Genomic DNA, 21,587 nt, shown 5'->3' on the forward strand with positions numbered 1-21,587 from the left:
TCCTTAAATTACTTCTAGCATGTCCGATAAATATTATATTCTCTGTATAGAAACTGCAACATCAACCTGTTCTGTAGCGCTCAGCGATGGTCATAAGTTGTTGGGATTACGAGAAGCGCAAGAACCAAATATGCATGCTTCAGCGCTGACGGTGTTTATTCAGGAATTAATGGCCGACTATGGTATCACTTTCGATGCGCTCTCCGCGATAGCAGTAAGCAAAGGGCCGGGATCATATACCGGTTTGAGAATTGGAGTTTCTGTAGCTAAGGGGTTGTGTTATGCTTTAAATATTCCGCTGATATCCGTCAACTCGCTGCGCGCGATGGCGCAAGGATATATAGCTGATCAAGTAGAGCAGCCGAAAGGTCAAATTCTTTGCCCTATGATCGACGCAAGACGTATGGAAGTATACGTAGCTATGTTCGACACGCATTTGAAAGAACTGGAAGAAACTAAAGCATTGATTGTTGATACAGCATCTTTCGATTCATGGACGGCCAATGGGCAGCAAGTCGTGCTTTTTGGTACTGGTGCCGACAAATTGGCGCAATTGTTTGAAAAACATGATGGGGTAGAAGTAGTGCTAGGATTTCAAAATTCTGCAGCACACATCATTCCACTGGCATGGCAAAAGTTTAAAGACCAAGCCTTCGAAGATGTAGCCTATTTTGAACCACTTTACCTAAAAGATTTTGTGGCAACTACGCCCAAAAAGATGTTTTAACTTTGGGCTAGATCTTGGAGCTGGCTATAGCCAGCGTTTCTTTTTAAACCAGAAGTAGATTGCTAAAGATAGCAAGAGCATAAATAGCAAAACGGCCGGATAGCCATATTTCCATTCCAATTCCGGCATATCAACGAAATTCATTCCATACACGCCGACTACGAACGTGAGCGGCATAAAGAACACCGAGATAATCGTCAGCGTGCGCATGATCTCGTTGGTATGATTCGATTCGATGTTGAAATACATAGCCAGCAATTGCGAAGTGTTCTCGGCTATATTGCGGTACAGAGTGTCCGTTCTTTTGTACAAATCGTGTAGATTGCGATGGTAGGTGCTTACGCGCTCAGGAATATGAAAATATTCCACCAAATCCTGATACAATGTAAGTATGATCCTGATTAGATCGATCTGCCGTTTGAGGTAATACAGTTTTTTCATGAAAGGTTTGCGCCGACTATGCAAGAACACAAACTCCTCGTATTGATCGATTTTTTCAGAAAAAGTATGGATCACCTCATGTTCAAATGTCTTCAACGCTTGCGATACCAACAAGTTGACCACGTGTTTTGTGCCCTTAAGTTTCTTGTTGTCTGCCGGCGTTTGTTTTACCCTATCGAGCCACTCGATCTGTGCGCGATGCACCGTGATGATAAATTTGTCGCCATAGAAAATCGAGATTCTTTCGGTTAGTTCTATGAGCACATCGGAGTGTTCCGGATATTTTGCTGCGATCGAGCGGAGGATCAGAAATTGATAATCGGGGTACACCTCGATCTTGGGTAGATGGCCGACCTCCAAGCAATTCCTGATCGTAGATTCGTGCAAGTTATAACGCGCAGACAATTCGTTGAAATCGCCTTCGCTCGGATGCGTGATGTCGTACCAATCAAACCCATCCACTTCACTAGATAAAACATGTTGTATCATCGGGCAAATGTTTTTATGGAAGGTACACAGTTCTTTGCAGGTATACAACAACAAAAAAGCCGGTTAGAGACCACTCTCTAACCGGCTTTTTTATGACGAACGATTTATTCGCTTACTTTTTATCTGCGTTTTTCTTCTTGTAATCTGCATTTAGACCATCTACCACTTGTTTTGTGATGTCTAACTTTGTGTCCGCATAAAGTACGCTAGGGTTTTTCTGCGAATACGTCAACACCAAAGTGTAGCCGTGCTCGCTAGCGTGTTTTTTCAAATATTCTGTGATGGCTGTATAAACATTTCCAAATTCAGTCGCCTCATCCTGCGCCAAAGAAGAAGAAGCGTTCTGGTCTAGTCTTCCAAGCTCATCCTGCTTACGTGCCAAGCGCTCTTCGGTAGCCTGACGCTCCGATGCACTCATTGTATTCATTTTTTGCTGGTAATCTGCTACTTCACGTTGAAATGCTTGGCCTTTAGACTGCAAGTCAGTTTGTGCTTTCTTTACCTTTGCTTCCAGCTTCGTTCTGATCTCTTTGTAGTATTCGTATTTCTCAGCTAATGTGTCGGAGTTAACGTATACAATTTTCTCCGCGCTAGCCGTGGTAGAAGTTGCTACCGCGGTAGAGTCATTATTAGTAGTGTTAGCCTTATTATCCCCGTTTTGGTTACAAGAGGCAAGAAATGCGGCAGCGATTAGGGTCGTAGCCAATTTTGTCCATGTGTTCATGCTAAGTTCAATTTTCAAATCAACAAGCAAACCTAACATAAAAAATGATAAAACACTAATCCTTCTGGTACTTTGGCGGCGAAAACCTTGTTTTGAGACGATTTTTTACCTTGTCAATGTGCGCGATTTTTCGTATTTTTGATAGATAAAATCAAGAAGTCTTTAAGTATATTTCATGAGCGAAGAAAATAAAAATGTGTCTACGTATTCCGCGGACAATATCCAGGTACTGGAAGGACTGGAGGCGGTACGTAAACGGCCATCCATGTATATTGGTGATACGGGAGTCAAAGGGTTGCACCACTTGGTTTATGAGGTCGTAGATAACTCTATCGATGAGGCAGTAGCCGGATATTGTACAGATATTCTGGTGACCATTCATGAAAACAATTCCATTTCGGTGCGTGATAATGGTCGGGGTATCCCAACCGGTATCAACAAAAAAGAAAACCGATCAGCTTTAGAGTTGGTCATGACCGTATTGCACGCCGGAGGTAAATTTGATAAAGATACTTACAAAGTTTCCGGTGGTTTGCACGGGGTAGGTGTTTCCTGTGTGAATGCCCTATCTACCGATTTGCGTGCGGAAGTACACCGCGAAGGCAAAGTCTTTGTACAAGAATATAAGCAAGGGAAGCCGCAGTTTGATGTAAAAGAGATTGGCGAAAGCGATCGTACCGGTACTACCGTGACTTTCCAGCCAGATCCAGAAATTTTTACAATGACTACGGTGTACAATTATGACACATTGGCCAATCGTTTGCGCGAATTGTCCTTTTTGAATAAAGGTATCACACTCACTCTAGTAGACGAACGCGAAAGTATAGAAGGTGGAGCATTCCGTGAGGATGTATTTCTTTCGGAAGGTGGCTTGAGCGAGTTTGTGAAATATTTGGATGGTACGCGCCAACCGTTGATTCCAGAGCCAATTCACGTAGAAGGTATCAAGCAAGGAATCCCGGTGGAGCTAGCGTTGCAATACAACGATACTTTCTCAGAGAATGTACATTCTTACGTCAACAATATCAATACGGTAGAAGGTGGTTCGCACGTGGCGGGATTCCGTCGTGGCCTCACGCGGACGCTGAAAAAATATGCCGACGAATCTGGTTTGTTGAAGAACTTGAAGGTTGAAATTACTGGAGATGACTTCCGCGAAGGTTTATCTGCTGTGATATCGGTAAAAGTAGCTGAACCTCAGTTCGAGGGGCAGACCAAAACCAAATTAGGAAACTCCGAAGTAATGGGTGCGGTAGATATGGCCGTTGGCGAAATCTTGAATACCTACCTAGAGGAAAATCCTAAAGAAGCTAGAACAATTGTTCAAAAAGTCGTAATTGCAGCACAAGCACGTGCCGCAGCGCGTAAGGCGCGTGAACTTGTACAGCGCAAAACGGTGATGAGCGGCTCTGGATTGCCAGGTAAACTAGCCGACTGTTCGAGCAACGATCCATCGTTATGTGAGATCTTCTTTGTCGAGGGAGACTCGGCAGGTGGAACCGCGAAGCAAGGTCGCGACCGGAAGTTTCAAGCCATCATGCCATTGCGTGGTAAGATCTTGAACGTAGAGAAAGCGATGGAACATAAGATCTACGAAAACGAAGAGATCAAAAATATGTTTACTGCTTTGGGAGTCAGCATCGGTACAGAAGATGATCCAAAAGCACTTAATACCGCCAAACTACGGTACCACAAGATTATCATCATGACCGATGCGGACGTCGATGGTAGCCACATTGCTACCTTGATCCTGACGTTCTATTTCCGTTACATGCGTGAGCTAGTTGAGCAAGGTTATATTTACATCGCAACGCCACCACTGTACTTGGTGAAAAAAGGAAAAGAAGGTGAATACGCATGGACGGAAGAACAACGCATTGCAGCGATCCAACGTCTAAAAGGAGCTGGCCGTGAAGACAGCGTACACGTACAACGGTACAAAGGTCTTGGAGAGATGAATGCGGAGCAGCTTTGGGAAACAACGATGAATCCAGAGTTACGAACATTGCGCCAGGTTACAATCGAGAATGCCGCAGAATGTGATCGTGTTTTCTCTATGCTCATGGGCGATGAAGTAGCACCTAGACGTGAATTTATTGAGAAAAATGCGCGCTATGCGCGGATAGATATCTAAGGAATCTTACTACTATAAAAGATTATCGGAGCTACTTTGTTAGGCGGTCTAAAAAGGCCAAAACTAGCAAAGTAGCTTTTTTTTATGCCAGGTTGGTCAAATTTTTGAATGAATATATACTATGAAATCTAAATTAAGAGTTTTAGTAGTGGGCTGTGGAAATATGGGAGCATCCCATGCGCAAGCCTATCACCATATGGACGACTTTGAGATTGTCGGGTTAGTATCCAAAGGTCAGAGTAAAGAAACGTTGAATGTAAACCTGGGAGCAGATTATCCCTTATTTGGTGATTACTATTGGGCACTGTCTGAAACGAAGCCCGACGCAGTTTGTATTTCTACTTATCCAGATACTCACGAACCTTTTGCCATAGCGGCCTTTGAAGCCGGTGCACATGTATTTTTAGAAAAACCGATGGCAGATACCATTTCGGGTGCGCAACGCGTAATGGATGCTGCAATAAAGGCCGACAAGAAGCTCGTAATTGGTTATATCCTGCGCTATCATCCTTCGTGGATTCAATTCATTGCGCAAGCACGCGGCATGGGTACGCCATTAGTGATGCGGATGAATCTAAATCAGCAAAGCCAAGGTTATATGTGGGATGTACATCGTAATTTAATGAAAACAATCAGTCCGATCGTAGATTGTGGTGTGCATTACATCGACGTGATGTGCCAAATGACGGATGCCAAACCAGTGCAAGTATCAGCTATTGGCGCACGCTTGACAGATGATGTGTCAACGGATAATTATAATTACGGACAATTGCAGATTCGATTTGATGATGGTAGCGTCGGATGGTACGAAGCAGGTTGGGGACCAATGATTAGCGAAACCGCTTTTTTTGTAAAGGACGTGTTTGGTCCTAAAGGCAGCGTATCGATCGTAGCCAAAGAAGCTTCTTCTTCCGGCAAATCACATTCCGTCGATGCACATACCAAAACAGAATCGATACGTGTGCACCACGCAGCGATCAACGCGGATAATCAATTTTTACGCGAAGACGAATACATTGATCTACAAGATGAGCCAGATCACCAAGAGTTATGTAACCGCGAACAGCAATACTTTTTGCGTGCCATACAAGAGAACTTGGATTTGACAAGAGAAATGCAAGACGCCTTTAATAGCTTACGTATTGCAATGGCATGTGATGAATCGGTAAAAACCGGAGAGATTGTTCGCCTGTCAAAAGGAGATGACTAACACGATACGAAAAAGGCTGATTCCGGTAGAAATCAGCCTTTTGAATATATTCGCATAGTGTAGCCAACCTACCGCAGGGTAGGCAAAAGGTACAATCTAATTATACACGTCTTGATTTAATACGAGCCGCTTTACCAGTAAGTCCACGTAGGTAGAACAATTTTGCTCTACGCACTTTACCGTAGCTGTTCACTACAATTTTATCAATGTTAGGCGAGTTTACAGGGAAAATACGCTCTACACCAATACTATTAGATATCTTACGTACTGTGAATGTTGCGTTAGCACCTTCGCTGTTCAATTGAATAACTACGCCTTGGTATACCTGCACACGCTCTTTATTTCCTTCGCGGATTTTATAATGAACGCTAATGGTATCTCCGGCTTTGAAAGCGGGGATTTCATTTTTCGCTACCGCTTGTTCTTCTACAAATTTTACTAAATCCATGATTTCGAGTAATTATATTACGATTTTGTCCTGTGAAAATCGGAATGCAATATTACGGACAATTTCTCACATTTTGAAATATATTTTAAAAATGTCTAGACACATCTCTTATTCTGCAACGACATACTGCTGCATATAGAATTAATAGGACTGTTTTTGTAAAGTGAAAAAATAATATCCATTAAATCAATGAATTAGTAGAATCTTTTGCTTGAGGTATTGACAAGAATAAAAATCGCCGTATATTTGTGCCACACAAACGAAGAAACATTCGTTTTCGGGGTGTAGCGTAGCCCGGTATCGCGCCACATTTGGGATGTGGAGGTCGTAGGTTCGAATCCTGCCACCCCGACAAAAAAGCTCTAACGAAAGTTAGGGCTTTTTTTGTTTTTGTGGTTGTCGCCTTCCATATTTACAGAACTATTAAATAACAGGATCTGTTTCGCTATTCATAATCTTTCCATTTATTAAGGTATTATATAATAGTGTATTAGATAGTATAGGTTGTTTGTAATGCGTAATTCGTCTATAGAAATGGATTTGTGGATATTTTGGTATATTAGTTTCGTGAAAAAGAACGGGCGTCACTGTATTCAATGAAACGCAAAAAATTAACCAAAAAAAAACACCAAAATGGCTAGACCAAATATAACAATTAATAGAAAGGGTTTTCCAAAATCCGGGCTTAAGTTATTCAATTGATCTTTTGTGCGCCAAAACCCACCGAACGCAAAGCCCGAAACCGTTACCTACCATTTTAACGAACATCATAGCAGACAATGAAAGAAATATTGAAAGACCGAAGTTTCCAACTATCAATTATCCTGACACTCATTTTTCTTGGGACTGGAATCGCATTTTTGCTTTTTGGACTTGCAGGCTACAGTTGGGTAATTTTTATTCTTTTACCAATTGTTTTGGGAGTTGCTTTAGGAGCAATGCCCAACAAAAAATACATTCTTTGGGGAGCATTGATTACAACCGCGATCGTTCTTATCTGCTTGGTGTTTCCTGGCCTTTCGGGAATGTTGTGTATCGTAATGACGCTTCCAATTGTTGTTCCTTTGATTTTCTTAGGTTATGTCATTACACATTTAATGAGACGATATAGGCAAATTAAAGACACAAATAGACTTTCAGTTTTGCTTTTACCTCTAATACCATTTCTTATTGCAGCACCGGCAGAAACTTATCTAAAAGCAGACAAAGAAGTAATAAATGAAGTAAGAACAGAGCAAATCTTTGACTACACGCCCGAACAAGTGTACGACGCCATTAAATCGGTTGACACCTTAGATGCTGAGAAACCATATTTAATGTATTTTGACCTTCCTGTTCCAATAAAGTGTGATTTGGAGAAAGAAGAAGTTGGTGGACTTAGGACTTGTTATTTCAAAGCAGGAAAGTCAAGCACGCACGATTTTGGTAGCGGGACAATCGTTGAGAAAATTACTGAGCTTGAACGGGGTAAAGTTTTAAAAATGGACGTAATTGACTACAAACTTGTGGGACGAAATTGGCTTGGCTTCAAAGAGGCCATTTACTATTTTGACCAGGTTGGTGACAACCAATGTAAAATGACGAGAATTACAACTTACACGTCTGTTTTGACACCAAGATTTTATTGGAAACCACTAGAAGAACTTGGCATACAACAAGAACATGACTATGTGTTTAGTAACTTGACCAATGACCTTGAAAAGAAATACGGCAAGTAACAGCGGTTTGGCATATTGGCGGATTCAGTGGTAAACCAAGCTTTGGGCTTCTATCAAAGTTTGTTTAAGGTCATTAATTATTTATTTCCAGTGATATAGGCTCAATTTAATATCTGTAGATATATATCTCTAAAACTTTGTAATTTTTGAGAATTGTGTGTTCTCTTACTTATACTTATATGATATTGAGGTGTTTTGCTCTATTTTTCCTAGATTTATGATAAAACTATTGTAAGTGACACAAAAAATTATTGGCCTATCTGACGTTTCAAAGATCAGTCACCAAATGGTAGCGATACCAAGTGGAATAATTGAGTTGCGTGACGACAGAACAAAGCAAAAATGGAATGTCTGTATTGAACCCTTTTTGCTCGCAAAATTTCCTGTAACCCAAGATGTGTATTTAGAAGTTATTAATGAAAATCCAAGCACGATCAAAGGTGACAGACATCCCGTTGAAACGGTTACTTGGAAGGATGCTATACTATTTTGTAATAAGCTATCAATCCAATCGCGACTGGAACCTTGCTATGCAATAGCAGCGCAAAATGACGATATTACATTTGATAAAACAGCAAATGGATTTCGCTTGCCTACTGAAGCCGAATGGGAATATGCGTGCAAGGCCGCGACAACAGGGATTAGATATGGAGATATCAATAGCATTGCGTGGTTTAAAGACAATTCATCAAAAACAACCCATATCGTGGGACAGAAAGAACCAAATGCCTGGGGGCTTTATGATATGCTAGGCAACGTGTGGGAATGGTGCTCTGATATTTATGACGAAACAGTTTACGGCTCATATCGAATTTTTAGAGGTGGCGGTTGGGCTGATGAAGAACGCGGCGTTATGGCGACCAATCGAAGAAGAAGTCATCCTTTAAAGTTTAAAATAGACGACCTAGGATTCAGAATTGCTAGAAACCAGACCGACCGAAATAGGTAGATCATTTTAAAGAGCGTAATGCAAAGAATAGCAACACTTGAAAATACAACAACCGAAGTAATAGCAGAAGCGTTTAATACTGCGTTTTCGGATTATTTTTTTCCAATAAAACTGACTAAGGAGCAGCTTGAAAGTAGATTTCTGAGTGAAGGTGGGAGATTAGATTTGTCGGTTGGTGTATTTGATAACGACAAGCTGATTGCATTTATCTTACATTTTGTTGATTGCTCGGACATAAAAATAGTAAGCTATAACGGCGGGACAGGCGTGGTACCAAGCTCCAGAGGTAACCGTCTGACTTCGAAAATGTATGACCACATATTACCGAGATTAAAAGAAAATAAAATTGAAAAAATGGTTTTGGAGGTATTAACAGTAAATGTACCCGCCATAAAAATATATGAAAAGCACGGTTTCCGTATCACCAGAGAACTCCTATGCTTTAAGGGAAAACTTAAATTTGCACACGCAAATAATAATAAAGATGGGTACAAAATAAGCGAACTTCATGATTTGGATTGGCCTTTGCTGCAAAATTTCTGGGATTACGCGCCAACTTGGCAAAACTCGATAGCTACCGTGAGTCGCTTACACGAACAAATTAAAACCTATGGGATACTAAAAGATGGCAAAATACTAGGTTATATTGTTTATAACCCGCTCATGAAAAGGATACACCAGTTGGCGATCGATAAAAATTATCGGAATATCGGTATGGGAAGCCTCTTACTACATGCAGTTTTTAAGATGGAAAAGGACGAGATTACTTTTGGAAATATTGACGCAAGATCGGATGGGTTTAGCCATTTTCTCGAAAGCAGAGGAATGAAAAACTATACCAATCAATATGAAATGGAACGTGAATTATAGAATATAAGGACATTACAGCATAGCCCACTCGTGGCTGAAGAGGTGTTGGTGGCTTTAGCGTAAGACTGTGCTATTAGATATAAAATGGATGGACGCACTAAGAAAATATTTCCAGAATTTTGTAGCAATTACGGATGAAGAATTTGAACTTTTTTATTCCAAACTTATTCCATCGCATTTCGCAAAAAAATCTATCATACTGCAAAAGGGAGAAGTTGAAAATTACCTGTCATTCATCGAAAAAGGAACGGTTAGATTCAATATTCCAAAGATTGATCATGATTTGACCTTCGGATTTGCTTTTGAGAATTCTTTTGTCAGTGCTTACGATTCTTTTTTGACACAACTTCCTGCAACCTACAATATAGAAAGCATTAACGAGACAATCTTATGGAGGATTTCCTATCAAGATTTGGAGGCGATCTATCAGAAAACACAAATTGGCGACCGTATCGGAAGAAAAGTGGCAGAAACAATATATTTAAAAAAGATGAAACGAGAGATTTCTCTTTTAGAGGATACCGCCAGTACGCGATATTTGGATCTGCTAAGAGAACAACCCGAGTTGGTACGAAATATTCCGCTGAAATACCTAGCTTCCTACATTGGGATTCGTCCACAATCATTGAGCCGCATTAGGAGGACAATTTTTTAACAATTGTTCATTGATCTGCCGTGCTGAGCCAGCTATTTTTGCAAATAAAAGATGAAACCATTATTCGTTTTATGTATTGCATTCATCGTTAGTTTGATTATCAACAAACTTTTTAGTTCGCATGTAAATGTCAAGCTTTCTGGGAAGATAGCGCTAGCTGCCATGCTCGTGTTTACATCTTTAGGACATTTTATCTTCACCAAAGGAATGATTTTAATGCTACCCAATTTTATTCCTTATAAGGCAGAAATCATTTACGCAACTGGATTAGTGGAAATTTTGGCTGCGGTAGGCATCTTTATTCCCTTCACTAGATCGGTAACAGGCGTATTACTTATTATATTTTTTGTACTGATACTTCCATCCAATATATATGCTTCGATTAGGCATTTGAATTATGAAACTGCGAGCTTCGATGGAAATGGAGTAGCCTACCTCTGGTTTCGCATACCTTTTCAACTTTTGCTGATCGCTTGGACTTATTTCTTTGTGCTCAAATAAAATCTTGCGATAGCTAGGAAACATGCAAAAGAATGGGATCGGATGTAGTTTTGAAAAGCACGATTGGTAGTAGGTTAATTCTACAATAGGATAGCTTAATTAGTTGGTTATAAAGTCTGCGCAAAACTTTTGTATATTAGTTTTGAATATTTTTTTGAACTCCTACTCCCTGACATTATTATGAAGCAGTCATCTCAAGCAGAAAAAATTCTTTCTCAAATCGCTAAGAATAACACCAAACTGGGAGATTTGCGCGCTATTGCGAAAGAAGTAAAAAAGGATCATAAATTGGCGATGGAGCTGTGGGCAGCAATGCATGTGCACGCGCGACATCTTGCTATTTTGATTATGGATAAAAAGCAGCTGAGCGAAGGTGTTGTTGACCGACTAATTCAGGATATGGATGAAAATACTGCTAGCGAAAGGCTTCATCTGATCGATTGGTTGTTTGCAAATCAGCTTGCCAAAGAAAAAAAGACCATCACGATGATAGAAAATTGGCAAAATAGTCCGTCTTCTTTAAAGAGGCGCACGTATTACTATTATCAAACGCGTTTGCGCTGGGTTGGCCAGGTGCCACCGCCAAATAGCGAAGCTTTGCTTTCAACAATTGAAAAAGAAATTCAAGAAGAAGTCCCCGAAGTGCAGTGGATGATGAATTTTACCGCTGGGCAGATCGGGATTTTCGAAGAGAAATATCGCCAACGTTGTATTGAACTCGGAGAACGCACCGGCTTGTATAAAGATGAAATGGTCGCTAAGAACTGTACGCCTAGCTATTTGCCACAATTAATCACGATACAAGTCGAAAAAGAAAAAAACAGAAAGCGCAAGTGATTCCCAAAGGTTGCTTCCCAACAGATGTTTTGGTAAGTTTAGAGTAATATTGCTTGGCAATATCACTCTAAACAGTTTATACTTATTTTGTTGCGACGATCATCATATGAGGACTAAACGGTAATAGAAATTCCATGTCCGCTGTCAATGATAAATGTTCTGTCAGTACGGTTTTCAATTCGCTTTTACATATTTCGAAAAAGCCCTGCTTAAAGATTAGCCCGGCAAATGCAAGCATTGAGTAGAATATCCTCACTACAACGTTGGTTTATCTGTTAAGAAATATTTTTTCAAATAAATATCAGTGATTTGGGACTTTTTAGTATTTTTAGATGCATCTAGCATGCTACGAGATCTGGATAAACTTAAGGAAATTGATTCATGGAAAAAATAATCGCTTTGCTGCTCGCTTTTGCCGCTATATCGCAGGGTCTGTACGCGCAAGAAACCTCGTGTCAATTATCTAGCCATGTGCTAGATATTAACGCTGGGCGACCGGCACAAGATATTAAAATTACTTTGTCCAAGAAGGATCAAGCTGACAATTGGAATATCATTGATGAAAAAATCACGAACAGCAAAGGCCGAATAGATGATTTCCTGCCGAAAGACGGCAAAGATACGAACGGTGTATACAAATTGACCTTCCACACTCAACCATACTTCAAAGCACTCAACCAACGATCATTCTATCCTTTTATAGAAGTTGTGTTTGAGCTCTTGGATCAAGAGCATTATCATGTGCCTATTACCTTGTCGCCATTCGGATATTCCACTTATAGAGGTAATTGAGATAGCACAAAATATACTAAGCTACCAATTTGTAGAGATGGTGATTAGCATGTGACTTGTTTTAATTAGCCATTGCGCAACTGCGTGTGCCAAGTCTTGAAACTTTATGTGTATTTTTAGCGCACCAAGGCAAGGTTTATAGAGCAACTTATAGAATATATATCTAAGACCGTATTGCTGATGACTAAAGCTAAATTATGAGAAATTATACGATCCTGATTTGCTTCATTGTCTTCAAGGTGGTACTTCAGTATACGTTGATCGGGCCTGAATATGACTTACAACGTGATGAATTTTTGCATCTTGATCAGGCAAATCATTTAGCGTGGGGCTATACTTCAGTACCACCTGTAACCTCGTGGATATCTTACTTTATCAAGTTGCTCGGAAATACTGTTTTTTGGGTTAAGTTTTTTCCTGCTCTTTTTGGAGCACTTACGATGGTGGTGGTATGGAAGACAATTGAAGTTTTGAAGGGAGATTTTTTTGCGCTGATTTTAGGAGCAAGCTGTATTACATTTTCGGTTTTGTTGCGCCTGAACACGCTTTACCAGCCCAACTCGTTGGATGTACTATGTTGGACGACCTTTTATTTTTTTCTGATAAAATATCTCCATCGGCGGCAGGCAAAGTGGATGTATCTACTTGCAATTACATTTGCTATAGGTTTCCTAAATAAATACAATATTGCTTTTTTGATTTTAGGTATCGTGCCCGCTGCCATTATCAGTGGAGAGCGAAAGATATGGACCGACCGTAGCTTATATATCGGTGTCGCACTTGCGTTTGTGTTGATTTTACCCAACCTGATCTGGCAGTACAATCATGATTTTCCTGTGTTTCATCATCTCAAAGAGCTTGCCGATACGCATCTCGTGCATGTAAGTAGATGGAGTTTTGCCCGTTCACAGCTTTTATTTTTCCCAATTACCTTTCCAATCATTATAATTGGTTTATATGCTTTAATGCGCTATCCTGACTTTCAGAAATATCAATTATACTTATGGTCATTTTTACTGACCATCTTTATTTTTCTGTTCTTTAAAGCCAAAGACTATTATGCCATAGGGCTTTATCCTATTTATTTTGCTTTCGGTTCGGTCTATATTTCTTCTCTACTCCCGCGAAGAGCGAGTACAGCAATTCGTGCGATATTGATCGCTCTTCCTATCATTGGTTTTATTCCTATGTATCAGCTAGCTTTTCCTAATAAGAGTCCAGATTACATCACGCAACATCCTGCACCATACAGGGCGTTTGGATTGCTCACTTGGGAAGACGGAAAGGAGCATTCACTTCCTCAGGATTTTGCTGATATGCTGGGCTGGAAAGAACTGGCCCGCATGGTGGATAGTGTGTATGCCAACATTCCGAATTCTAGAAATACACTTGTGCTTTGTGATAATTATGGACAGGCTGGAGCGATTAATTACTACTCAAGAAAAGGAATACGCGCTGTATCTTTCAATGCTGATTACCTTCATTGGTTTGATTTTTCCGTACCCTACTACAATCTCATTCGAGTAGGGAGTGGGAGAGAAAGCGATCAAGAGATGGCAAAGACTGCCCCATATTTTCGGCAAGCAATGTATGTAGGATCTATCACCAATCGGCACGCAAGAGAGTTTGGAACCGCGATTCTTTGCTTTATTGAGGCGAAGATCGATGTCAATAAGCAACTGCAAGCAGAAATTAATGCCCAGAAAAGATAAATTTTTATTAAGTTGAATTATTGAAGGTATTTCGTTCGACAGAGAATAAGCCGACTAAACTGTTTTGCCTGCTATTTGCTTAATCTGTTGCGATATTATCTTTTGAAGGGTTTTATCGCTGTGATGGTTATCCCTACGAAGCAATCATCCATGCAATCTTTACGACTGAAGCCAGCAATGGAGATCATACCATCATGTTTTGCTTCGAAAGATGTGTGGACATCTTGATGGTGTGCCAACCACTGATTTTTTGCCAACTCGTAAACCTCATCTAATGTTATGAGGTTAGAAGCCACACTGGATTTCTGTGAGCCTAGATTATGTTCGTCTTCTTGCCACTCCAATATTTGCAGTAATTCTTCTGGAGTAAATGAATTATAAGTCCCCTCAAGATCATTGTATGAGTTTATGATCTCTGCAACTGTTTGAATCGTCCAACCGCCGTCAGGCCTTTGGAAATCATTAAATTTACTATAATGAAAATCTCTCTGAATGATACGTCCCTGCAATACGGTGATGGTCGTGTTCCAAGAAGATCCCGTCCATGTACTATTACTTACACTATAGGTATAGGAGTTATTGCTCTGCTGTTTAAATACGTGCCATGCATCATAGCTCCGATTAAAATCGTTTTCAAATTCAAACTCGCTTTTTGTGCAAGCACTTTGAAATAATAAGAAAAGTAGCAATAAGAGGTTAAGCACATTATTTTTCATAGTTCGATTCTCACTTGGTTTCCTTTACAGAACGAGGATGAAATACAAAAAGCTACTTGGCTACACGATATTGTTTGATATTTACGATATCCGAATTTGCGATTAATACACAATAGTGCCTTGATGTATTAACGATTTGACCGGAGAAATACGTGACACTGCTTCAGCAGAGCAACTTGCATCTACTAAGACGATATTCGCTTCATCACCTACCTTAGGCCATTGTTGTTTACCGCTGTCATCTAATGGCAATACGTTTCCTGTGGCTAGTTTCAAACTTCTTGAAAGTAAGAATTCGGTCGAATAGTTATAGAGTTGAGCCATAACGTTGGCCTTTTGCAGCACACTACCGCTTCCGAAAGTGCTCCAATGATCAATAATACTATCATTTCCTGCTAGTACTTCAACTTGGTGCTTGTACAGTGTTGGAATGGGCATTACGAGCTTACCAAATGGAATAGTTGAAACTATGCCGATGCCTGCAGCTCCAAGTTGTTCGGCAATAGCTTCCTGCTTTGCTGGTTCAAGCTTGCCTAATACAAAACAGTGGCTTAAGTACGTTTTGCGGCTCAAGCTTGGGTTTTCCATTACTTTTTGGATGAGGTACTCCACAGTTTTTAATCCGGATTCTCCAGATTCATGCAAATGTATGTCGATACCCTTATTATTATCCAGTGCCAATTGTATGGTAAAGTCCATGGTTTTTTCGATGGATCCATCCAGCGTATAAGGATCTACACCACCAATAAAATCGATGTCCATTTGTGCGGCTTCCTTCATGTACGGTGCAGAGTCGGTATAAAAAACGCCGTGCTGTGGAAAGGCAACCAATTCTGCTCCAAAGCCATTTTTCTTAGTCTCTAACGCCTTTTGAAGGTTTGTGAGTGACTGTAGCTTGGACGTTGGTTCAATGTTCACGTGGCTTCTGGCAAAAGACGTACCTTTTGACTGAAGCAATTCAATTAATTTTTCGGCTCGATGTGTTGATGTTTCTAATAACTCCGGTAAAATCTGTTGCTCTAGAGCGATCATCCCTTTTACACCGCCTGTTCTTTTACGAACTGCTTGCCAAGGACCTCCGTAAAAAGTTTTATCCAGATGTATGTGCATGTCTTTGAAAGCCGGAAGCATTAGAAGGCCTTTTCCGTCAATCGCATCCGAATCATCGGGGTTATTTGCCGCAATTTTAGTGATTTTTCCGTCGCTAATCGTTACGCAGAATAATGCTGTTTTAGTATGTACAACCTCTTTGTCATCGTACTCAAAAGCCGTTTCTAATAATACATTTTTTAATGTATAACTGCCGCTTTTATCTGGGTTCAATCTGTTCTCGGTAGCAAAATTCATAGCGTTCGCAGTAGCATCTACCAGGCTAGATGTCATCGCTATACCCATAATTCCTAATCCTGATTTTTTTAAAAAATCCAAACGTGATATTTCAGCGTATTTCATGTTTCTTGGCTCTAACTTTACAAAGTTATTTCTTTTAGCTGGGTGGCTTGTGTAAAATTCATTCCATCCCTTGTAGTTATTATTAATTTGGATGTTTTTGAGCGTCAAGTTGTTGTGATAAATTCTGCAAGACTTCATATAGATTTTTCAACAGTTGGATCATAAACTTGTCGGAACTTTGTGTTGTTCACTTTTTATAAAAATAATAGATATATGAAAATAGCATTTTTTTTTGGTGGCGATGTGGATGTTTTCTTGCGGTGCAAAAGATCATCCCAATTCAGATGAGAATGATATGAGGCAAGACAATATTATTAATCTTGTAAATAATAATGACATAGCAGGTGTTAAAGGTGCTTTGGAGCGAGGGACTGATGTGAACACGCAAGACGCGAATAGGAGAAATCTTGTATTGTTAGCTACAATTAATAAGCAGGAAGAGATGGTAGCTTTGCTTGTGGACAATGGTGCAGATGTTAATATGCAAGCTAATAACCAAGATAGCCCATTTTTGTATGCGGGCGCTAGTGGACAGACCGAACTAGTACGTTTATTTCTAGCGAATGGTGCTCGATTTGATGTATTTAACCGATATAATGGTACGGCACTTATTCCTGCATGCGAACGCGGTCATGTCGAAACAGTCAGACTTTTGGTTAATACCGAAAACTATCCGATAGATCACGTGAATCGTTTAGGATGGACGGCTCTTATGGAAGCTGTGGTGCTGGGCGATGGTACGCAACCTTTTCAAGAGATTGTTGGACTATTGAAAAACGCCGGAGCAGATTTGCAAATCCCGGATAATGGAGGAGTCACAGCTCTAGAACATGCGGCCAAAAGAGGTTATACAGAAATTGTGGAAATACTAAGTAAGTAAAATGGAGGGAAAGTATCTCTTAAAAAACGTACTACTCGAAGTGGGGTTTGAGTATGCTAATGATGATGTGGTGAAGACCAAAACCGATCTATTCTGCGTAGAGATAGAACACGGAAAAATTACTAATATTATGCCTAATCAACCAACTGCTGATGCGGTTGATGCGCAAGGGAACTTAATGTTGCCTGCTTTTAAAGATATGCATGCTCATCTGGACAAAATGCTTTTTGGATTGCCGTGGCAAGCAGTATCTGCTACGCGCAAGTCCGTAAAAGATATGATCGCCTATGAGCAGAAAATGATACCGACGTGGTTGCAAACTTCTGTTGAACGGACAGAAATGATGATAGATTTTCTACAAAGCTACGGAACGGACTTTGCTCGCTCACATTTCAATGTTGATCCTACCTCAGGATTTGAATCGTTAAAAAATCTTGAGCTAGCTTTATCTAATAAACAGCAAACTTTTGGTTCTGAGTTAGTAGCTTTTCCGCAGCATGGTATATTTTATACAGATACCTTGCCGCTCCTGAAAGAAGTTGCGCAGATGGACATCGACTTTATTGGCGGTGTAGATCCGTATACATTAGATGGTTCGGTCGAAAAAGGCATGGATGTAATAACTCAACTGGCCGTGGATAATGATAAAGGTATCGATATACATCTGCATGAAATGGGCGATAGTGGCATGCAGACGATCGATTTTCTGATCGCACGAACATTAGAAAATCCTCAGTTGAAAGGTCGCTCTTTTGTAAGTCATGCATTTGCGTTGAGTCGATTAGATGAGCGTGAAATTACACTAGTGGCAGAGCGTCTTGCCGAAGCTGAAGTTGGAATCGTGTCGTCGGTACCATTTGGAGATATTATCATGCCTATTCCTACACTTCGGAAACATGGTGTGCAAGTGTTGATCGGAAATGATAATATACAAGATCATTGGAACACCTTCGGGTCGGGTAGTATGCTTCAAAAAGCAAAATTGATCGCAGAATTGTATGGATATTCAACAGAGTGGCAACTTTCAAGGGTGTTGGCTTTTGCTACCTATAACGTATTACCATTAGATGATAACGGTGATCAGCAATGGCCTAAGGTAGGTGATGATGCAAGTGTGGTATTTGTAGCGGCTACGTGCTCTGCAGAGGCTGTCTCTCGAATCTCATCAGTGAAATCGTTGATACACAAAGGTACTGTCGTGTTTTAATACAACCCATAAGTCATTACACATTTTACCGCGAATCTTTAAAAATGGGTGCCAATATTTTAAGGAATTATCTGCGATTTTCAGAAAAGCTATTGCATCAAAAAAGGTCGCTCAAGTAATCCAGAATTCTATTTTTGATAAATTATTCAATAATTGTGATAAAATCATCAAGTCTTTTTATTTAATGTTATATACTTTTGGTTAAACAAATATCATTAATTATGAAATATTTAAGTAATTCGGCTGTTTTAATTTTTCTGCTAGTATGCGGCGCATTAGTAAGTAGTTGCAGTAGCGATGACGTCAATCTGGAAAATATATTGACTCCAAGTCAGATTCTTGCTAGTACACCTTGGGAAACGACAGGTGCTCGAGATAATCAAGGCAGAGTTGTTCCGTTAACTGATCCACGTGTAGATGAGTATACAGGTTTTGCCTATTTTAGATTAAATGGGACATTCGATTTGTATTTCCCTGATCTAACTCCAAAGTTGCAGGGTGACTGGACAGTACCTGCTGATGGTAGTACACGTACAGTGGTAGCCAGAGACGATGCGGGCACTGTATTATTTACGAGAGTTGTGGATATTTTGACACTGACTAGACAAGAGTTCACGTACAGAATTGTTCCAGATGAAGCAAATCCTACAGTTTTTTACGATATTATCCACACACCAACAGATCAGGAGGAGCCTAGATAACGATTTTTTTTTCTAACAAATAGTCTTACTATATTTAGAAGAGAATAATGATGGAGGTAGTGACTTAACTGAGAATTTTATTCTGGTTAAGTCACTATTTCTATTATTCACGTATTATTAGAATGAAAAAACAATATCGTGCTTGTAAATAATCAAAATATGTATTTTCCTGTGCTTGGTATTCATGAGTTCAGAAGCGGGCAAACTGCTGGTCGCAAAGAATTGCTTTATAATGAACTGCACGGAGAAAGGCATATTTCGAGACCACATAAGCATGATTTTTTTATTATCATTCTATTTGATCAAGGGAAGGGAGTTCATACTATTGATTTTCAAGAGTATCCCATTTCCAATCGAGAAATACATCTTCTATTTCCGGATCAAGTACATACTTGGCAGATGGAGCCTGCCACGACTGGCTATCAGTTGATGATTGATCAGCCCTATTTTGATAGGTTTTCTACTTTTCTGCGCTTTTCGTCAAGCAATTACATTAATCATCCGATTATTCCACTGTCAGACAAAAGTTTTGAGTTGCTACATTACGAGTTTACAGCCATTAAGCACGAATTGGAGGCAACCTCATCTCTTTCTGAAGTGATCAGCGCGCGTGCTGCCGTGATTGCCGCTATTGTTAGTAAGGCTGCAGAGTTGGTATTTACTGATGCGAAGGTATTTCAATCGAATCCTCGCCTAGCGAAGTTTACAACTTTAATTGATCGGGAGTTTAAACAGCAAAAACAGGTGTCTTATTATGCGGATATCCTCAACATATCGCCTAATTATCTGAATATCCTTTGCAAAAAAAGTTTAAATGTTTCTGCTACGCAATTAATTCAGCAGCGCATCTTGCTTGAGGCCAAGCGACTACTACAAGCGACGGATCTCTCGATTAAGGAAATTGCTTTTGAGCTCGGATTTGTAGATCATGCGTACTTTTCCAATTTTTTCAAAAATCAGACACGGTTAACTCCCACAGGTTTTCGGGAGCAGCAACAATTCACTTGATTTGCCTAATTCAAGTGTGACAGCATAATCTTAATAGCTTCTGGACTTTTCAATATATTATAGTGTCCAGGTGCTTCCAATATGCGAACAGTATTCATTGCATCCAATTTCCAATTTTCGGCTAGATCCACAATGTCTTCAATAGGGATAACATCATCTTCTTTGCCATGTATAAATGTAATCTGTTTCAGGTGTTTAGGCAATGGTTTGTTGCGCCAGTTTTCGCTATCAAAATCCAAGTTGATCTTCTCTTTTACATATGTAGCTATATTTGTTGCATCTTGTACGGAGATGTTCATCGTAGTTACATAATCGTCAAAGATTCTTTTTAAATCTGCTGGTGCTGCTACCGCAAATAAGTGATCAACTTTGACTTTGGGAGATTCCATGACCGCCAAAATAGCAGCGGCTGCTCCTAAGGAATGTCCGATAACGATTACCTTTTCATAATCATTTAGCTGATCCAAACAGTATTTTATTACCTCCTTAAACTCGATTATATGCGTCTGTTTTCCGGTGGAAGCACCATGTGCAGGAGCATCAAAACCAATGAGACTGATATTTCGCTCCAATGCGGGTCGGATTAGGTATTTGAAGTTTTGGATACTACCACCCCAACCATGCGCGAAAAGAATGACGGTACCAGATGTCAACTTTTTGTATAGTGTAAAATTTACCTTGTGACTGTAACCTTTTAGCTGCTCTGTAGATACATCAAACAAAGTCGCCAAGTCAGAAGGTCTGTGCTTTACTTTGGGTGGCGTTGAAAATATGGTTAGCAAATAATTGTAATACCATTTTATATTAATAAGACGTAAAACTTTGGCAGTAAATCGAGCAATCTTGAGCTTATTCATACAGATTAATAAATGAAGTGTGGATTTTAGCAACGGTCATGCTTCCACTGTTGTGTAAATATTGGGAACATCATTTCTTATCAAGCAACAATTTAATTATTAATCGCTACCTTACCCAATTTTTTGAAATATTTTTTCTGGTAATGATGAGCAGTATATGATGTGGCTTCCAGAATATGATCTTACCATCGTGTTTACAGGAAGTAATTATGGTAATTGGCGTGGTAAATTGCCTTTTAACATCTTACTAAAAAATATTCTGCCCGCTTTAACAAAATAACCGACCCTGCGAATTTCGATTATACGTTTATAAATGACAAGACGCGAAAGCTCAATTACGTTCTGCCAAGAAACAACATGTCGAAATAACTGCAACCTAATGCAGTAACATACGTAGGCAATTACTTAAATGTTTATTGCTACAGGCGCCAGCACAAAAAACGAGGAATAGTTACGAAAACATAAATAAAAGTCCTAAAATGTAAAATGCGAATACCATTAATTGTAGGTAAAATTGCATTAGATTAGTTTCAGTTATTTCTGTGGCTATCTCTACCCA

Annotated in this window: 21 protein-coding genes and 1 tRNA gene; 16 read left to right on the forward strand and 6 right to left on the reverse strand. The window is 39.8% G+C overall.

Annotated features, from left to right (window positions below):
* Positions 1-19: 19 nt before the first annotated feature.
* Positions 20-727 carry a tRNA (adenosine(37)-N6)-threonylcarbamoyltransferase complex dimerization subunit type 1 TsaB gene (tsaB, locus tag A0125_RS10075; protein WP_066755179.1) on the forward strand — a complete coding sequence of 236 codons (708 nt, stop codon included), beginning with the start codon at positions 20-22 and terminating at the stop codon, positions 725-727.
* A 24-nt stretch (positions 728-751) separates the two neighbouring features.
* Here the strand turns inward: tsaB and A0125_RS10080 are convergent, their stop codons facing one another.
* Positions 752-1,657 (reverse strand): CorA family divalent cation transporter, encoded by a 906-nt coding sequence (locus A0125_RS10080; RefSeq protein WP_066755180.1) that lies wholly within the window; start codon positions 1,655-1,657, stop codon positions 752-754.
* Between the two features lie 112 nt (positions 1,658-1,769).
* The gene (locus tag A0125_RS10085; protein ID WP_066755720.1) at positions 1,770-2,381 is read right to left on the reverse strand and encodes an OmpH/Skp family outer membrane protein; all 612 of its coding nucleotides are present in this window, start codon (positions 2,379-2,381) and stop codon (positions 1,770-1,772) included.
* A gap of 175 nt (positions 2,382-2,556) precedes the next feature.
* On the opposite strand from A0125_RS10085, the gene gyrB reads away from it, so the two are divergent.
* On the forward strand, positions 2,557-4,515 hold the full coding sequence (gene gyrB, locus A0125_RS10090; RefSeq protein WP_066755183.1) for a DNA topoisomerase (ATP-hydrolyzing) subunit B: 1,959 nt from the start codon (positions 2,557-2,559) through the stop codon (positions 4,513-4,515).
* 121 nt (positions 4,516-4,636) lie between these two features.
* Positions 4,637-5,725 carry a Gfo/Idh/MocA family protein gene (locus A0125_RS10095; RefSeq protein WP_066755292.1) on the forward strand — a complete coding sequence of 363 codons (1,089 nt, stop codon included), beginning with the start codon at positions 4,637-4,639 and terminating at the stop codon, positions 5,723-5,725.
* 100 nt (positions 5,726-5,825) lie between these two features.
* Here A0125_RS10095 and rplS read toward each other — a convergent pair whose 3' ends face one another.
* Positions 5,826-6,173 (reverse strand): 50S ribosomal protein L19, encoded by a 348-nt coding sequence (gene rplS, locus A0125_RS10100; protein WP_066755296.1) that lies wholly within the window; start codon positions 6,171-6,173, stop codon positions 5,826-5,828.
* Positions 6,174-6,451: 278 nt separating this feature from the next.
* On the opposite strand from rplS, the gene A0125_RS10105 reads away from it, so the two are divergent.
* The 9 genes from A0125_RS10105 to A0125_RS10145 all read left to right on the forward strand — a co-directional run bounded on the left by A0125_RS10105 (position 6,452) and on the right by A0125_RS10145 (position 14,207).
* Positions 6,452-6,525, forward strand: a tRNA-Pro gene (locus A0125_RS10105).
* A 427-nt stretch (positions 6,526-6,952) separates the two neighbouring features.
* Positions 6,953-7,891 carry an SRPBCC family protein gene (locus A0125_RS10110; RefSeq protein WP_066755298.1) on the forward strand — a complete coding sequence of 313 codons (939 nt, stop codon included), beginning with the start codon at positions 6,953-6,955 and terminating at the stop codon, positions 7,889-7,891.
* 286 nt (positions 7,892-8,177) lie between these two features.
* Complete coding sequence (locus A0125_RS10115; protein WP_066755723.1) at positions 8,178-8,840, forward strand: formylglycine-generating enzyme family protein; 663 nt, start codon at positions 8,178-8,180, stop codon at positions 8,838-8,840.
* An 18-nt stretch (positions 8,841-8,858) separates the two neighbouring features.
* Positions 8,859-9,710, forward strand: coding sequence for a GNAT family N-acetyltransferase (locus A0125_RS10120; protein ID WP_066755300.1), 852 nt, complete (start codon positions 8,859-8,861; stop codon positions 9,708-9,710).
* Positions 9,711-9,798: 88 nt separating this feature from the next.
* Entirely contained in the window at positions 9,799-10,365 is a 567-nt protein-coding gene (locus A0125_RS10125; RefSeq protein WP_066755302.1) for a Crp/Fnr family transcriptional regulator, read from the forward strand.
* Positions 10,366-10,416: 51 nt separating this feature from the next.
* Positions 10,417-10,866 carry a DoxX family protein gene (locus tag A0125_RS10130; RefSeq protein WP_066755304.1) on the forward strand — a complete coding sequence of 150 codons (450 nt, stop codon included), beginning with the start codon at positions 10,417-10,419 and terminating at the stop codon, positions 10,864-10,866.
* 180 nt (positions 10,867-11,046) lie between these two features.
* Entirely contained in the window at positions 11,047-11,703 is a 657-nt protein-coding gene (locus tag A0125_RS10135) for a DNA alkylation repair protein (protein WP_066755306.1), read from the forward strand.
* A 381-nt stretch (positions 11,704-12,084) separates the two neighbouring features.
* Complete coding sequence (gene uraH, locus A0125_RS10140) at positions 12,085-12,495, forward strand: hydroxyisourate hydrolase (RefSeq protein ID WP_066755308.1); 411 nt, start codon at positions 12,085-12,087, stop codon at positions 12,493-12,495.
* Between the two features lie 197 nt (positions 12,496-12,692).
* Positions 12,693-14,207, forward strand: coding sequence for a glycosyltransferase family 39 protein (locus A0125_RS10145; protein WP_066755310.1), 1,515 nt, complete (start codon positions 12,693-12,695; stop codon positions 14,205-14,207).
* Positions 14,208-14,302: 95 nt separating this feature from the next.
* Here A0125_RS10145 and A0125_RS10150 read toward each other — a convergent pair whose 3' ends face one another.
* Positions 14,303-14,923 (reverse strand): hypothetical protein, encoded by a 621-nt coding sequence (locus A0125_RS10150; protein WP_066755312.1) that lies wholly within the window; start codon positions 14,921-14,923, stop codon positions 14,303-14,305.
* A 102-nt stretch (positions 14,924-15,025) separates the two neighbouring features.
* Complete coding sequence (locus A0125_RS10155; RefSeq protein WP_066755314.1) at positions 15,026-16,375, reverse strand: amidohydrolase; 1,350 nt, start codon at positions 16,373-16,375, stop codon at positions 15,026-15,028.
* A 295-nt stretch (positions 16,376-16,670) separates the two neighbouring features.
* Between A0125_RS10155 and A0125_RS10160 the strand changes: the two genes are divergently transcribed.
* From A0125_RS10160 to A0125_RS10175, 4 genes are all read left to right on the forward strand, one after another.
* A complete protein-coding gene (locus tag A0125_RS10160) occupies positions 16,671-17,255 on the forward strand; it encodes an ankyrin repeat domain-containing protein (protein WP_231863198.1) in 585 nt (194 codons plus the stop codon).
* Position 17,256: 1 nt separating this feature from the next.
* Positions 17,257-18,462 (forward strand): amidohydrolase, encoded by a 1,206-nt coding sequence (locus A0125_RS10165; protein ID WP_066755319.1) that lies wholly within the window; start codon positions 17,257-17,259, stop codon positions 18,460-18,462.
* A gap of 221 nt (positions 18,463-18,683) precedes the next feature.
* Complete coding sequence (locus A0125_RS10170) at positions 18,684-19,163, forward strand: DUF4822 domain-containing protein (RefSeq protein ID WP_066755321.1); 480 nt, start codon at positions 18,684-18,686, stop codon at positions 19,161-19,163.
* Between the two features lie 159 nt (positions 19,164-19,322).
* Positions 19,323-20,171: an AraC family transcriptional regulator gene (locus tag A0125_RS10175; RefSeq protein WP_066755323.1), complete on the forward strand. Its 849-nt coding sequence runs from the start codon at positions 19,323-19,325 to the stop codon at positions 20,169-20,171.
* A 5-nt stretch (positions 20,172-20,176) separates the two neighbouring features.
* Here A0125_RS10175 and A0125_RS10180 read toward each other — a convergent pair whose 3' ends face one another.
* On the reverse strand, positions 20,177-21,028 hold the full coding sequence (locus tag A0125_RS10180) for an alpha/beta hydrolase (protein ID WP_066755325.1): 852 nt from the start codon (positions 21,026-21,028) through the stop codon (positions 20,177-20,179).
* Positions 21,029-21,587 lie beyond the last annotated feature (559 nt).

The organism is Sphingobacterium populi, from assembly GCF_001586775.1.
Lineage (GTDB): Bacteria > Bacteroidota > Bacteroidia > Sphingobacteriales > Sphingobacteriaceae > Sphingobacterium > Sphingobacterium populi.